The organism is Campylobacter sp. 10_1_50 (genome assembly GCF_000238755.1).
GTDB classification, from domain to species: Bacteria; Campylobacterota; Campylobacteria; order Campylobacterales; family Campylobacteraceae; genus Campylobacter_A; species Campylobacter_A concisus_R.
In genome coordinates this window covers 88,114-102,919 of the sequence record NZ_JH414889.1, presented here as the reverse complement: position 1 = coordinate 102,919, position 14,806 = coordinate 88,114, and the positions used below count along the sequence as shown (strand labels likewise).

General features: G+C 39.6%; 15 protein-coding genes. 9 read left to right on the top strand and 6 right to left on the bottom strand.

Going from position 1 to position 14,806, the window contains the following annotated elements:
* The coding region (locus HMPREF1019_RS09070) for an SU10 major capsid protein (RefSeq protein ID WP_009295419.1) at positions 1-530 on the top strand (530 nt) is incomplete at its 5' end.
* Positions 531-700: 170 nt separating this feature from the next.
* On the opposite strand, the gene HMPREF1019_RS09065 is transcribed toward HMPREF1019_RS09070, so the two are convergent.
* The 3 genes from HMPREF1019_RS09065 to HMPREF1019_RS09060 are packed head-to-tail and all read right to left on the bottom strand — an operon-like array spanning position 701 to position 2,131.
* Positions 701-997, bottom strand: coding sequence for a YcxB family protein (locus tag HMPREF1019_RS09065; RefSeq protein WP_187364914.1), 297 nt, complete (start codon positions 995-997; stop codon positions 701-703).
* A complete protein-coding gene (locus tag HMPREF1019_RS10170) occupies positions 969-1,268 on the bottom strand; it encodes a hypothetical protein (RefSeq protein ID WP_187364913.1) in 300 nt (99 codons plus the stop codon). Before HMPREF1019_RS10170 ends, HMPREF1019_RS09065 begins: the two co-directional genes overlap by 29 nt.
* A 20-nt stretch (positions 1,269-1,288) precedes the next feature.
* Complete coding sequence (locus HMPREF1019_RS09060; RefSeq protein ID WP_009295417.1) at positions 1,289-2,131, bottom strand: DUF3737 family protein; 843 nt, start codon at positions 2,129-2,131, stop codon at positions 1,289-1,291.
* Between the two features lie 123 nt (positions 2,132-2,254).
* On the opposite strand from HMPREF1019_RS09060, the gene dcd reads away from it, so the two are divergent.
* From dcd to HMPREF1019_RS09020, 8 genes are all read left to right on the top strand, one after another.
* The gene (gene dcd, locus HMPREF1019_RS09055; RefSeq protein ID WP_002939953.1) at positions 2,255-2,815 is read left to right on the top strand and encodes a dCTP deaminase; all 561 of its coding nucleotides are present in this window, start codon (positions 2,255-2,257) and stop codon (positions 2,813-2,815) included.
* 216 nt (positions 2,816-3,031) lie between these two features.
* Entirely contained in the window at positions 3,032-4,027 is a 996-nt protein-coding gene (pseB, locus tag HMPREF1019_RS09050) for a UDP-N-acetylglucosamine 4,6-dehydratase (inverting) (protein WP_009295416.1), read from the top strand.
* Positions 4,024-5,136, top strand: coding sequence for a UDP-4-amino-4,6-dideoxy-N-acetyl-beta-L-altrosamine transaminase (gene pseC, locus HMPREF1019_RS09045; protein WP_009295415.1), 1,113 nt, complete (start codon positions 4,024-4,026; stop codon positions 5,134-5,136). Before pseB ends, pseC begins: the two co-directional genes overlap by 4 nt.
* 2 nt (positions 5,137-5,138) lie before the next feature.
* On the top strand, positions 5,139-5,819 hold the full coding sequence (gene pseF / locus HMPREF1019_RS09040) for a pseudaminic acid cytidylyltransferase (RefSeq protein ID WP_009295414.1): 681 nt from the start codon (positions 5,139-5,141) through the stop codon (positions 5,817-5,819).
* Positions 5,820-6,692 carry a UDP-2,4-diacetamido-2,4,6-trideoxy-beta-L-altropyranose hydrolase gene (pseG, locus tag HMPREF1019_RS09035; RefSeq protein ID WP_009295413.1) on the top strand — a complete coding sequence of 291 codons (873 nt, stop codon included), beginning with the start codon at positions 5,820-5,822 and terminating at the stop codon, positions 6,690-6,692.
* Entirely contained in the window at positions 6,677-7,135 is a 459-nt protein-coding gene (gene pseH, locus HMPREF1019_RS09030; protein WP_009295412.1) for a UDP-4-amino-4,6-dideoxy-N-acetyl-beta-L-altrosamine N-acetyltransferase, read from the top strand. Before pseG ends, pseH begins: the two co-directional genes overlap by 16 nt.
* Before the next feature lie 3 nt (positions 7,136-7,138).
* Entirely contained in the window at positions 7,139-8,170 is a 1,032-nt protein-coding gene (gene pseI / locus HMPREF1019_RS09025) for a pseudaminic acid synthase (protein ID WP_009295411.1), read from the top strand.
* Entirely contained in the window at positions 8,167-10,233 is a 2,067-nt protein-coding gene (locus HMPREF1019_RS09020) for a motility associated factor glycosyltransferase family protein (protein ID WP_009295410.1), read from the top strand. Before pseI ends, HMPREF1019_RS09020 begins: the two co-directional genes overlap by 4 nt.
* A gap of 308 nt (positions 10,234-10,541) precedes the next feature.
* Here the strand turns inward: HMPREF1019_RS09020 and HMPREF1019_RS09015 are convergent, their stop codons facing one another.
* From HMPREF1019_RS09015 to HMPREF1019_RS09005, 3 genes are all read right to left on the bottom strand, one after another.
* On the bottom strand, positions 10,542-12,041 hold the full coding sequence (locus HMPREF1019_RS09015) for a flagellin B (protein ID WP_009295409.1): 1,500 nt from the start codon (positions 12,039-12,041) through the stop codon (positions 10,542-10,544).
* 204 nt (positions 12,042-12,245) lie between these two features.
* Positions 12,246-13,376, bottom strand: coding sequence for a glycerate kinase family protein (locus HMPREF1019_RS09010; RefSeq protein ID WP_009295408.1), 1,131 nt, complete (start codon positions 13,374-13,376; stop codon positions 12,246-12,248).
* On the bottom strand, positions 13,373-14,767 hold the full coding sequence (locus HMPREF1019_RS09005; RefSeq protein WP_009295407.1) for a GntP family permease: 1,395 nt from the start codon (positions 14,765-14,767) through the stop codon (positions 13,373-13,375). The genes HMPREF1019_RS09010 and HMPREF1019_RS09005 overlap by 4 nt, the downstream gene beginning before the upstream one ends.
* Between the last annotated feature and the right edge of the window lie 39 nt (positions 14,768-14,806).

The window sequence follows — 14,806 nt, the reverse complement described above, 5'->3', positions numbered from 1 at the left end:
GAAAAACGACACAGCTAGAGATTTCTGACTTTGACGATCAGATCAAATCAAGTGTGCAAAAGACTTCAAATGCAGTGCAAATTTTTACTTCAAACGTTAGTGTTTCAAGAAGTATGCAAGCAGTGGCTACTTACGGCGGTAAAGAGTTAGAGCGTGAGACAGCTAAAAGAGCAAAAGAACATAAGCTAGATATGGAGTATGCTATTTTTGGTCTTGGTCGTGATGCTGATGTTAAAAAGAGTGTGTTTAAAGCACCAACTGTTAGAACTGACGCAACAGCGGGTGAAATGGCAGGCTTATTTTACTTCTTGGCTAAAGGCTCAGCAGCGTTTGCAAGTGGCAAGCGTGGTAACGTTGTAGCATTTGATAGCTCAGGCGACTGGAAAGGCACTCCAGCAGCACTAACTGAAACTATCTTGTCTCAACTACTTCAAAACATTTGGAACGCAGGCACAACTCCAAAAGATATGTTTATCGGTGCGGAATTAAAACCAGCTATCAATAAAATAGTGTTTAGATATCATTCTTGACATCAAATAATTATTTTAATATTAAAATTTATCGCTGAAAAATTGATATTTGGTATCACTAAAGCAATAATATCTATGCTTTTAGAGAATTTAGTTTGAATATAGCCAACAAATTTGCTGGCATAGCAAATTTGTATGGTTTTCAATTCAAAATATCCAAAAATATTTCACTAATTTTGACCTATCTTTTCTTCTAGAAATTCCAAAATTTCTTGTGATTTTTCATTTAGTGACTCTTTTGGGATCTGCAAGAAGCTGCCTTCTTTTAAGATCAAAGCTATAAAATCATCCGTTTCGCAAGTCCCAAGAAACGCACCATATGAAAAATGAACCGTGCTCGTTGCTGTGACAAACAAGACCTCATCATCATATATAACGATCTCTTGTTCGCGCTCAACATCGATTTTTGAGTAAATGGCTCTAGTAAATAAAACTGGTTTAACTATAGTCGCATAAATATAGAGCAAGACTATGCCGACACAAAGAACAATGGCTAAATTTTTTGCCAAAAAAAGAGATGTCAGTTATATCCGAAAAAACTGTTAAGTCGTTCTCAAAAATGTCAAAAAGCACAACCAAAGCTACTGCGCATAGCGCAGCAAATGGCAGCTCGATCGCTCTCATCAAAAATACAAATTTATTCTTCTTATATACGGTGCTTGAAACCTTGCGTAGTAGTTTTTTAAATTTAGCATTGTTTTTTATACTAAATTTCGCTCTAAATTTTTCATTTTGCATGTTATTTCTTTAAATTTTGCCTAAATTTCATCCGTGGCTATCTCTATCTTGCTTGCATCAACCAAGCTGCCATCTATGATGATCTCCTCTATCTTGCCAGCTCTTATGATGCCACTTTTTGGATTTTTTACGCTTTTTATGCTGCTTTTTGTGCTCACATCGACGCTTGAATACTCAAAAGCAAGGCTTGTGTCCATAAAAATGCAATCTTTCACGACCAAATTTTCCACATAGCAAAGCGCTTGCAAGCTCTTTATCGTGCAGTTTATGAGTGTTACATTTTTAGCGTTCCATGCTAGGTATTCGCCTGAGATGAGGCAGTTTTGTGCGACCACGTTTTCGCAGTTCCAAAAGGCATCTTTTGAGATGAGCTTTGAGTTTGTGATGCAAAGATTTTTGCAACTATCAAAGCAGTAGTTGCCGTCTAAGCTTAGCCCGTCAACCTCTAAATTTTCGCTATTTGCCCCGAAGTAATCCCCTTTTGCAAAGACGTTTTTTATCTTCACGTTCTCGCACCCCCAAAGTGTCTCGGCAGCGTCTGAGAAATTTACATTTTCAAGTGAAATTTGCGAGCTTTTTCTAAAGCTTTTTGGTGCATTGATGACCAAGTCTTTAAAGCTTAAATTTGTGCTGTACCACATGCCAGCCCTTGCTAGAGGCTCCAAGTATCCGCCATTTAGCGTGATATCGCTTGCGTACCAAAGTGGATATTTGTAGGCAAAAACGCACTCATTTAGCTTTAAATTTGAGCTGTGTTTTAGCGGCGACTCGCCATCTTCAAAGATGCAGTTAGTAAAATTTAGTCCCTTTGCCCCAAACATCGCGCGTTCTCCTGTGAAAATTTCAGCGTTTCTCTCTTGCATTTTTGTCCTTTATTAAATTTTTCTCTCAAAATTATACTGATTTTCTCAAAATTTATTGAAAAATGCCATTAAATTTACTTTAAAGACGCAAAGCGTTATAATCGCCCCAAAAAAGGAGCAAAAATGGGTTTAAAATCAGACTCTTGGATAAGGAAAATGTCGGTTGAAAAGAAGATGATCGTGCCATTTGCCGAGGAGCAAGTGGGGCGTGGCGTCGTTAGCTACGGCGTTTCTAGCTATGGCTACGATATCCGCGTGGGCGATGAGTTTAAAATTTTCACAAACATCGGCGGAACCGTCGTTGATCCAAAGAATTTTGATGAGAAAAATGTGGTTGATTTTAAGGGCGATGTCTGCATAGTGCCGCCAAATTCTTTTGCTTTGGCGCGCACGATCGAGTACTTTAACATGCCTGATAACGTGCTAGCGATCTGCCTTGGCAAGAGCACATACGCAAGGTGCGGCATCATCGTAAATGTGACACCTTTTGAGCCGGGATTTAAGGGACATATCACGATAGAGATCTCAAATACGACGCCGTTACCTGCGAAAATTTATGCAAACGAGGGCATCGCACAGGTGCTATTTATCGAGGGTGATGAGCCTTGCGAGGTGACTTATGCTGATAAAAACGGCAAATACCAAGCCCAAGAAGGCATTACACTACCTAGAATTTTGAAGTAATTTTCATGCCTTTGCGACCTTGCAAAGGCTAAATTTATCGCCCACTTTTTATAAAAACCCTAAACAATAACGAAATTTTGACGAAATAGAAGCTAGAAAGAGCAGAGCTTTGATAAACAAATTTTAAATTTGGCACAGCTTTTGCTTAAAAATTTATAAAAAATAATTCAAATTAGCCATTTATAAATCAAAAAATGACTAGCAAAAAGGCGCAAAATGTTTAACAACAAATCGATATTGATCACCGGCGGAACAGGAAGTTTTGGTAAAAAGTACACCGAAATTTTGTTAAAAAAATACAAGCCAAAAAGGCTAGTTATCTACTCACGCGATGAGCTAAAACAATATGAAATGGCTCAAATGTTTAAAGACAAGGCCATGCGTTTTTTCATCGGCGACGTGAGGGACTATAAGCGCTTAAGAACTGCGATGAACGGCATAGACTACGTCATCCACGCAGCTGCGATGAAACACGTACCAATCGCAGAATACAACCCAATGGAGTGCATCAAAACAAACATAGATGGCGCTCAAAACGTCATCGACGCCTCTTTGGAGTGTGGTGTTAGCAAGGTGATCGCACTCTCAACTGACAAAGCGTGCAACCCTGTAAATTTATATGGAGCTACAAAGCTAGCGAGCGACAAGCTCTTTGTCGCTGCAAATAACATCGTTGGAGACAAAAAAACAAGATTTAGCGTCGTAAGATATGGAAATGTCGTTGGTTCTCGTGGATCAGTCGTGCCACTCTTTAAAAAGCTGATCGCACAAGGAGAAAAAGAGCTTCCTATCACGCATGAGAAGATGACTAGATTTTGGATCACGCTTGAACAAGGTGTAAATTTCGTCCTTAAAAACTTTGAGAGGATGAAAGGCGGCGAAATTTTCATACCAAAGATCCCGTCAATGACGATGGTCGATCTTGCAAAAGCCCTTGCACCAGATCTTGGCGTCAAGATTATAGGTATTCGCCCAGGCGAAAAGATGCATGAGATGATGATATCAAGAGACGACGCGCATCTTACATACGAATTTGATGATTACTACGTTATTAGTCCGTCTATTCAGTTCTTAACAGCGCAAGACTTCTCGACAAATGCCCTTCATCAAAAGGGCAAACCAGTGAGCGAGGACTTTGAATATAGCTCAAATACAAATAAAATTTGGCTCGATAGAGCAGGTCTTCTTGAGATGATAGGAGATGCTAAATGATACCTTACAGCCGTCAGCAGATCACAGAAGAAGATATCAAAGTAGTAGCAGATGCGTTAAGAGACGACATCTTAACAGGTGGCCAAAAGGTCAGTAAATTTGAAGAGGAGTTGGCAAAGTATGTTGGCGTAAAACACGTGATCGCTATGAACTCAGCCACTTCGGCCCTTCACGTAGCCTATCTTAGCCTTGGCGTAAAGGACGGTGATGAAGTGATCACGACGCCTATCACCTTTGCAGCCACTGCAAATGCGGCTTTGATGGCAGGAGCACAGGTCAAATTTTGCGACGTAAAAGCAAATGGCAACATTGACGAAGAGAAAATTCCAGCTCTTATCACGCCAAAGACAAAAGTGATAACAGCAGTCGACTATGGTGGCAACCCAGTAGAGCTAGATAAGATCATAAATTTAGCCAAAAAGCACGGTATAAAAGTGATAGACGACGCCTCTCACGCTCTTGGTAGCGTGCAAAACGGCATAAAAGTGGGCGTTAAGGCTGATATTAGCATATTTAGCTTTCATCCAGTAAAGCCTATCACCACACTTGAGGGCGGCGCACTTGCTACAAACGACGATGAGCTAGCAAGGCTTGCAAGGCTTTATAGAAGCCACGGCATCACCAAAACAAAGCTTTGGGATAGCGATATGAGCCTACTTGGATACAACTATAGGATCACAGACGTGGCCTGCGCTTTGGGGCTTAGCCAGCTAAAAAGACTGGACGACTTTATCGTTAAAAGAAATGAGATAGCTAAATTTTATGATGATAAATTTAGTGGGTGCGAGTATTTTAAAACTATAAAGATCCCAGCAAATACAACTAGCTCAAGGCACCTATATCCAGTACTTTTGGATGAGAAACTTTGGGATAAAAAAGAGCAAATTTTTGAAGCGCTTTTACAAAAAGGCGTTGGCGTGCAGGTGCACTACAAGCCAACATATAAATTTAGCTTTTATAAAGCGCTCCTTGGCGAAATTTCACTGCCAAATGCGGAGAAATTTTATAGTGCCGAGCTTAGCATCCCATGCCATCACGGCATGAACGTGGATGATGCTAAATTTGTTGCAAGCACGCTTTTTGACGTGCTAAAAAGTTTTAGCGAGTAAAAATGATCTGTATCATCCCAGCAAGAGGCGGCAGCAAGAGAATACCTGGCAAAAATATCAAAGACTTTTTAGGCAAGCCTTTAATCGCATATAGCATCGAGGCTGCGTTAAATTCTAAAGTTTTTAGCGAAGTGATCGTAAGCACCGATGATGAAATGATCGCAAATGTGGCTAGAAAATTTGGAGCTAGCGTGCCATTTTTTAGAGAGGCTAGCCTAAGCGATGACTACGCGACAAGTACTGACGTGATAAAAGACGCGATAAGGCGCGTAAATTTTGGCATTAGTGACGTCTGCTGCCTTTATGCTACAGCACCACTCATAACGGCTGAAATTTTAAAAGAAGCCGCAGACGAGTTTAAAAAGCAGGAGTGTAAATTTTTATTTTCAGCGACTGCGTTTGATTTTCCTATACAAAGGGCGATAAAACTTGATGAAAATGCTAGAGTTAGCATGTTTTATCCGCAGTTTGAAAAGACACGCTCGCAAGATCTTGAGCCTGCGTTTCATGACGCTGGGGCATTTTATTTTGGTAAAAAAGAGGCTTGGTTGGAGTGCAGTGCCTTGTTTGCGCCACATTCAAAGGCGTATTTGCTGCCAAGAAATTTAGTCTGCGACATCGATACGCTAGAGGATTTTGAGTTTGCTAAAAAGCTTTATTTGATAAATAATGGAAAGATTTGATTGAAAGAATTTAAAGGACTCCCCCTGCTAAAAACGCTCGTGCGTGCTGATAGTAGCAGCAAGATAGGGCATGGGCACATTAGGCGAGACCTTTTGCTTGCTAAAAAATTTAGCGACATCTCATTTGCTTCACTAAGACTAGATGGTGATATTTTTGATGAGATAAACTACTCTAAATTTAGCTTAACAAGTGGCGAGATAGATGAGCTTTGCGAGCTTATAAAAGATAATAAATTTGAGCTTCTTATCATCGACCACTACGGCTTTAGCTTTGAAGACGAAAGAGCTATAAAAGAAAAAACCGACGTTAAAATTTTATCATTTGACGACACTTATGAAAAACATTTTGCAGACTATATTTTAAATGTAAATTTATATGCGCAAAAGGCAAGATATGAGGGGCTTGTAGAAAAAGGCTGCGAGGTATTTTGTGGGAGTGAGTTTTTGCTAGTTAGAGATGAGTTTTATGAAGAAGCGCAGGTAAAAAGGGGGAAAATTTACGACTACGCTATCATTCTTGGAGGCACTGATATCTCAGGGCTAAGTGCTAAAATTTCAGAAAAACTGCTCTTAAAAGGGCTAAAAGCAGCAGTCATAACAACTAGTGGAAATAAAAACTTAAGCGCACTAAAAGAGCTATCTAGTAAAAACGAAAATTTTAGCCTTTTTGTAGATAGTAAAAATGTAGCAAGGCTGATGAACGAAGCCAAAACGCTCATCATAACAGCAAGCTCGCTTGTAAATGAGGCTTACGTTTTGGGAGCTAAATTTAAAGCCATTTGCGTAGCGGATAATCAAAAAGAGATCTTTGCTTGGCTAAAAGAAAATGGATATGAAGCTTTTTGGGGAGATGAAATTTGCTTGAGCTTATAAATTTTACCTCGCTTAGTGGCGAGCAAAAACTGATGGTCTTAAAGTGGCGAAATGACGAGCGTATAGCCAAATTTATGAAAAACAAAAGCGTTGGCAAAGAGGAGCATTTTGCTTTTTTAGAGAGATTAAAGAGCATTCAAGATAAGATCTACTTTTTAGTAAAAGACGAGGGTGAATTTATCGGAGTGGTGAGCTTCGTTGATATAACGAAAGAGAGTTGCGAATTTGGCGTTTATAAAAACCCAGAGCTAAAAGGAGTGGGTAAAAAGCTGCTTGATCTCATAAAAGACTACGCTTTTTTTACATTAAAAGTTGGCTCGCTAAAGGCAAAAGCTTATAATAACAACAAAAAAGCGCTCGCACTTTATGAAAATTTTGGCTTTAGGATCTATGCAAAAGATGGTGAGTTTAGCTATCTTGAGCTAAAAAATAAAACGGACTAGCGGATGAAAATAGGAAATTTTGATACAGACAAAAAGGTCTTTATAATAGCAGAGCTCTCTGCTAATCACAGCGGTAGCCTAAAAACGGCGGTAGATACGATAAAGGCGGCTAAGCGCGCTGGAGCTGACGCGATAAAGCTTCAGACATATACGCCTGATAGCCTGACTCTAAATTCGCACCTAGACGACTTTGTCATAAAAGGCGGACTTTGGGATGGGAGAAATTTATACGAGCTTTACCAAGAGGCGCTAACGCCAAAAGAGTGGCATGCTGAGCTTTTTAAAGTGGCAAAAGAGGAGGGGCTTGTCTGCTTTTCAAGCCCATTTTGTAAGGAGGACGCCAACTTTTTAGAGCAGTTTAACCCGCCAGCTTATAAGATCGCAAGTTTTGAGGTGACGGACTATGATTTTGTAGAATTTGTAGCCAAAAAAGGCAAGCCCATCATCATCTCAACTGGCATAGCCTACGAAGAAGAGATACAAGCCGTGGTGCAAATTTGCAAAAATGCAGGCAATAGCGATATCGCCCTTTTAAAATGCACTTCAAGCTACCCAGCACCGCTAAATGGTATGAATTTGCAAACGATAGCTGATATGAGAAAGAAATTTGGCGTAGAGGTCGGCTTTTCTGATCATACATTAGGCGTGACAGCTCCAGTTGTTGCGGTTAGTTTGGGTGCTAGGATAATTGAAAAGCATTTTATACTTGATAAAAGCGTAAAAAGCGTTGATAGCGCATTTAGTCTTGATGAGAACGAATTTGCTCTTATGACAAAATGCGTTAGAGAGGCCGAGGAGCTTTTGGGTGTGGTAAACTACGAGCTAGATGAAAAAGCGGTTTTAAATAGGAGATTTTCACGCTCACTTTATGCAAGCGCAGATATAAAAAAGGGTGAAAATTTTAGCGAGCAAAATATAAGGAGCGTGCGTCCAGGGTACGGCCTGCACCCTAAATTTTTAAAAGAGCTGATCGGCAAAAAAGCAAAAAGAGATATAAAATTTAGCGAGAGGATAACAAAGGAGGATCTAATATGAGTGATGAAAACAAAGTTTATAAACTAGATGACCTTGAGGTACATAAAAACAAAAAACGTAAAAAGATAGATGAGGCGAAGCAAAAAGTACTTGAAAGTAAGATGACAAATATACAAAATCCTATCTTTCAAAAAAACCTCCAAGCGCTCTTTCAACAAGATGAAATTTTAGCTGCTAAGCTTTGGGGTATGGAGACAGCAAAGGACTTTGATATCTTTGTTGGTAAAGATCCGATAGATATAAATTTGATAAATAATAAAACCTTAAAATATGTCTATGAAAGCCCAGTAAATGACACGCTTGTCTCTCTTGAAAATTTAGAAAAAGAGTATAAAAGATATCCGATGATGTTTTTTTATGGTCTTGGAAATGGCATCTTATATAAAGCCCTTTTAAAAAATGAAACTCACAAAAAGATAGCAGTTATCGAGCCAGAGATAGATATTATTTATGCCACGCTTAACGTTGTTGATCTAAGCAGTGAGCTACTTAGCCATAGGCTTGTCTTGTTTTATTCAGAATTTGCAAGCTATACGCAGTTTTATTTCCTAATAACCGTTCCAGAATTTACATCTTACGCAAAGACTTACGATCTTCATATTCACTCACCATTTTACGAAAGTTATAGTGAAGATATCTTAAGGATAAACTCAGACTTTGCAAAGGCCATCTCTCAAATGGTCGTGGCTCATGGCAATAGTATCGATGATATGCTTATAGGCATCAAGCATCATATACAAAATATTCCGATCATGCTTGAAAACTATTGCTATACGCAGCTTGTTTTAAAGCGTTATGAGCTAAATAAAACAGCTATTATTGTAGCAACCGGGCCAAGCTTAGATAAGCAGCTTGATACACTTAAAAAATTTGTGCCTTATGCTACTATCATAAGCCTTGATGCTTCGTATCCTATACTAAAAAAACATGGCATCGTGCCTGATTATGTGACATCCATCGAAAGAGTTGAGGCGACATCAACATTTTTTAGTACTCGCGATAAAGAATTTGATAAAGATATCTACTTTGTCGTAGCCTCTTTAACGCATCCTCAAACTATAAAAAATATCTTGCCAAGGCGTCTTGTTCTTACTATGAGACCGCAGCAAAGCGAAATCGCTTTTAATATGAAAAAATATGGCTACTTAGGGATCGGTCACTCAACAGCCAATCAAGCATTTCAGCTAGCTTATGCATTAGGTCATAAAAATATAGTTCTGATCGGACAAGACTTAGCCTTTGCACCAGATGGTAAGAGTCATGCCACAGGACATGCCTTTGCTCAGGCTGATGAGTACTTATATGTAAAGGCTTACGGAGGAGAGGGCGAAGTTAGGACTACTTATATCTGGGATAAATTTAAAAACCAGTATGAAAAAGATATAGAACAGTCTTCTAAAGAGGGATATGTCACATATAACTGCACTGAGGGTGGAGCTAGGATAGAAGGGAGTATAGAAAAACCATTTTTAGAGACTATGAATGAGCTTTGTAAGGATAAAATACCTAAAAAAGAGCCAAATATCTCTAAAATTTCAGAAAAGCAAAGAAGCAAGGATTTGTTAAAAGCATATACCTATATAGCCAAAAAAGTTAAAACGCAAAAAGAGGCTAAGAAAAAGATAGAAGAGGTATTTTTAGAGCTAGTGCCGAAGATAGATGAGCTAATAGCAAAAAAAGAGGCAGGTGAAGTTAGCGAAAAGATGTTTTCTAAACTTGTTAAAATAACTTCTAAACTAGATAAGCTAAAAACATATATGAGTTCTAAAAAACATAAAATGTTTTTAGACAACATTCTTCAAATTTCTATATATTTTCAAGAGCTTGAGCTTGCTAAAATTTCAGTAGCTCCTAGCGATACTAAGATTCAAAAAGTAAATAAGCTACTTGAGTGGGTCGAGATGCACAAGTACTGGATGTTCTCTGCAGCTGGAGGCATAAATGCTGATATAGAGGTAACTAAAAAGGCTTCAAAAGCGCTTATAGCCGAGCTTAAAAAAAGAAATCTTATAACCAAAAATGAGATAGGAAATGCGAAGGAAAATTTTACACTAAGCATATAAACTAACTTGCAAGTAGAGTTTTCTACTTGCATCTTTCTTCATTTAACTCACTAAATTTTATAAATTTCATGGTCCCTAAAAAAGTAAAAATGCAAACCTCTTAAACTAAACTAGCTAAAAAGGTTATAACTATAAATTGATTAATGTCTTGGTATTTTAGTAGATTAAAACCCCAAAGACTAGCTTTGGGGCTGGGGGTTTGCGTATTGTAAAAGCATTAACACATTTAAGGCTTTGCTACTGCTACAAAGTCTTAAAATTTAAAAGCCACTATTATAGTAGCTTTTACAAAACCTCATTTGCTACTACTATTGTAGAAGTTTCATTACATTTTGTTGAACGCTGTTTGCTTGACTCATAGCATAAGCACCTGATTGAGCTAGGATGTTATGTTTTGAGAAGTTAGCAGACTCGCTAGCAAAATCTACGTCCCTGATTTGTGATTCTGCTGATTTTACGTTAACTTGAGTTACAGTTATGTTATTAACTGTAGCTTGAAGTTGGTTTTGAACTGAACCAAGGTCTGAACGAACTTGATCAAGTGTTTTTTGAGCTGACTCAGCGATACTCATAACAGCCATCGCACCGCGAAGTGTCATAACACCTGCAGATTGATTTGATGTCATAGCAGCTTTGCTCATTCTTTGGAAGCCCATAGCAGCAGCTACAGTCTTATCTATTTGACCTCTAACATCTCTTAGAGAAACAGATACTTGAGCGCCACCGTTGCCGTTACCATCAGCACTAAATGCTTTAGAGAAAACGTTTGTTGCACCGCCACCTTGAACTTTAATGTCACGACCATCAAGGCGAACTAGGTTTAGTCTTCCTATAAAGCCTGATTTATCTTTAGCGCCGATAACTTTATCTATGTCACCACCTTGGAAACTCATCGCACGTCCATCACGGCTTGTTAGAACCATCCTACCTTCAGTATTTACTGAAGCCTCAACACCAGTTTGATCTTTAACAGCGTTGATAGCGTTTACTAGTGCGCCGTTGCTATCGTTTTCTTTTACTTCAAGGTCGCCGATTTTAACGCCATTGATAATAAAACTTTTAATAGATGCTGCAGCGATTGCTTTTGACATAACTCTTGTTACGTCAAATGTAGCTCTAACGCCAGTTTTATCTGCAACTTTGTTGATATTCTCAGCTATAGCACCGACACCTTTGCCAAGGCCAGTTGAGATAGTAGCAGCTGCGATCTTAACATCGTTTACACCATCGACGTTTTTAAATGTCAATGTGACTTTTTCCATCTTATCTAGAAGTTTTGAACTCTCAAAACGTGTAAGACCGATCTTGTCAGATGTAGTCGCACCAATACTTGCTTTAACAGTTTGGTTTGAATAAGCACCTATTTGGAACTCTTTATTAGAGAATGTTCCGTTTAATAGTTGCTGACCGTTAAATGAAGTAGTGTTACCGATATTGTCAAGCTCCTCCATTAGACGAACGATATCAGCTTGCAATGCTTGGCGTGATTGAGTTGTTTGGCCGTCTTGAGCTGATTGAGTAGCTTTTGTCTTGATAGTATCAAGAATTTTTAGCTGCTCGTCCATAGCTTTGTCGGCAACTTGAATGATACCAATAGCATCATTACCATTTGCAATAGCTTGACCTAGAGCTGAAGCTTGGCTTCTTAAGCTATCTGCGATAGATAGACCTGAAGCGTCATCTGCAGCTGTTTGAATCCTAAGACCTGAGCTAAGTTTGTTAAGTGACTTAGATAGGTCAACGTTGTTGCTAACTGCGTTAGCGTGTGTGTTAAGTGCGTTTACGTTTGTGTTAATACGAAAACTCATTGTAAATCCTTTTAATTTTTTTAGTTACGACTTCGTGCCGCATGAAAACTATATCGTGTAATTTTTGAAAAAGTTTATAGGTTTAAATAAAAATATTTGGCTTAGTAATTTTTAGCCTTTGTATAAGACAAATGTCTTTGTAAAAAGATTATAAATTGTTAATTTATAAAAAAGATAGAAATTTAGCTTCTATCTTTTTTAAATTTATGCTTTATGATTTAGCATATAAAGGCGGATGACTTGCTCGGCGGTCATCTTTAAATTTCTAATGGCATTATCTTTTCGCATGGCCTCTTCAAGGCTCATTGGTTCATTTAGTATGCAAAAATATGCGTCTATACCGTGTTTATGGCAGTCTTTGGCACACCTTTGCACGCTTCCAGCAAGCGCAATGACTGGCTTATGATGCCTCTTAGCTAGCTTTGCCACGCCTGTTGGGGTCTTGCCCATGGTGCTTTGAAAGTCCATACGCCCCTCGCCAGTGATGACAAGATCGGCCTTTTTTATCTCATCTTCAAGTGCGATGGTCTGCGTGATGATCTCGATGCCAGGCCTAAGCTTTGCGCCCAAAAATGCAACAAAAGCAAAGCCAAGTCCGCCAGCTGCTCCAGCGCCCTTTTGCGTGTGAAATTTAGTGCCATTTTTCTCTTTTACAAGCCCCGCAAAGTGCTTTAGCCCATCATCAAGCTGCTTTACCATGCGACCATTTGCGCCCTTTTGTGGAGCATAGACGTAGGCTGCACCCTTTTGTCCGTAAAGTGGATTATCCACGTCACAGGCGATTAAAAATTCGCACTCTTTTAGCTCCTTTAGTGCCTCTTCATCTGAAAAGTCGCAAATTTGAGCTAGATCCTCGCCTTTGCCCTCAAGCAAGGCGCCATTTTTATCATAAAATTTAAATCCAAGAGCACTTAGCATGCCTGTGCCAGCGTCATTTGTCGCACTTCCGCCGATGCCTATGATAAATTTCCTAGCACCCTTGCTAATGGCATCTTTTATCATCTGACCAAAGCCAAATGTGCTAGTTTTCATAGGATTTCTCTCATCAGGATTTATGAGAGTAAGTCCTGAAGCGCTTGACATCTCAAGTATAGCAAGGTCGTCTTTTAGGGCATATCTAGCTAAAATTTCAGTGCCAAGAGGGTTTTTGACGATGGTATCTATAAATTTCGCATCAAGCGCGTCAGCCATAGCCTCCACGCTGCCCTCGCCACCGTCAGCCACTGGCTTTACGACGACGTCGCAAAAATCTTCAAGCGCCTCTTTTATAGCAAGACCCGCTTCAAGCGAGCTTAGCGAGCCTTTTAATGAATCTATCGCAACCAAAATTCTCATAAAAGCACCAAAGATAAAATATAAACGCTGATCATTCCAACAACACCCATGATAAATGTCATCGCCGTTTGTGTGCGATATCCTTGATCTGCGGTCATTTTACTAAAGTTTGTCACGACCCAGAAGTAGCTATCGTTTGCGTGAGATACGCACATAGCGCCTGATGCTATCGCCATGACACAAAGTGCGGCTGAAATTTCACTCGTAAAACCAAGTGTGTGCATGAGCGAGTTGTCAGCGCTAAATGCGCCCATGATAGAGGCTGTCGTGATGATAGCCACGGTCGAGCTTCCTTGAGCGGTTTTTAGCACGGCTGAGATGATGAATGGGAAGAAAATTCCTATCGCTTTTATGGTTGAGGCATTTTCTTTTATGAAATTTACAAAGCCAGCCTCAGTTATGACGTTGCCCAAAACGCCGCCAGCTGCGGTGATAAATAGTATCGGACCAGCGATCTTTAATGATTCGTTTGTTATATGGTCAAATTCTCTCATCTTTTTAGTTTCAGCTAGTAAAAATACGCAAAAGATCACGCCGATCGCAAGGGCGATGATAGGGTTACCTAAAAATAAAAATATCTTTGGCAAGAGCGCTGCTTTATCAAGCATGCCTTGTTTTGCTAAAACATCTACAACAGAGCCAACCGCCATGAAAATGATAGGCATGATGATAGGAGCAAGGCTCAAAAATCCGCAAGGTAACGTGCCAAATTTCTTTAAAAGCTCTTCATAGCTAGCTGTTATCGTAGCGTCAGCCTCTTTGTCGCTGATAGTTACGCTTTTAGCGATACTTTTTGAAAAGAAATAAACAGCTACCAAAACAGGTACTGAAACTACCGTACCCATGATGATGACAAGAAGTAAATTTCCTCCAAGGCCAAGTGTGCCAGCAGCAGCTATCGGTCCAGGAGTTGGTGGGATGAAGACGTGAGAAGCGTATAGACCGCCGCTAAGTGCTACTGACATAGCAACTGGGCTTGCTGAAATTTTCTTATAAAGTGCCTCGCGGATAGAGTTTAAGACGACAAAACCGCTATCGCAAAACACAGGGATGCCAACAACCCAGCCCATTATAAGCATGGCAAGCTCAGGGCGTCTTTGCCCGACTAGCTTTACGACCATGTCTGCTAGCTTTAGCGCAGCTCCAGTTTTTTCAAGCACTGTGCCGATGATCGTTCCAAAGATGATGACGATGCCGATGCTCTTAAATGTGCCACTAAAACCAACGCCTATCATCGCTGGGATCTTGGATAGATCTATGCCTGCGACGATTGCTAGCACCAAAGAAATGCTCATAAGTGCCAAAAATGGATGCACCTTGAACTTTGAGATCATAAGGATCATAAGGATGATTGCTATAACAAAACAGACAATCAAAGCTATACCGCTCATGAAAACTCCTTTATTGTGAGATTTTGCCAGTGATTTTAG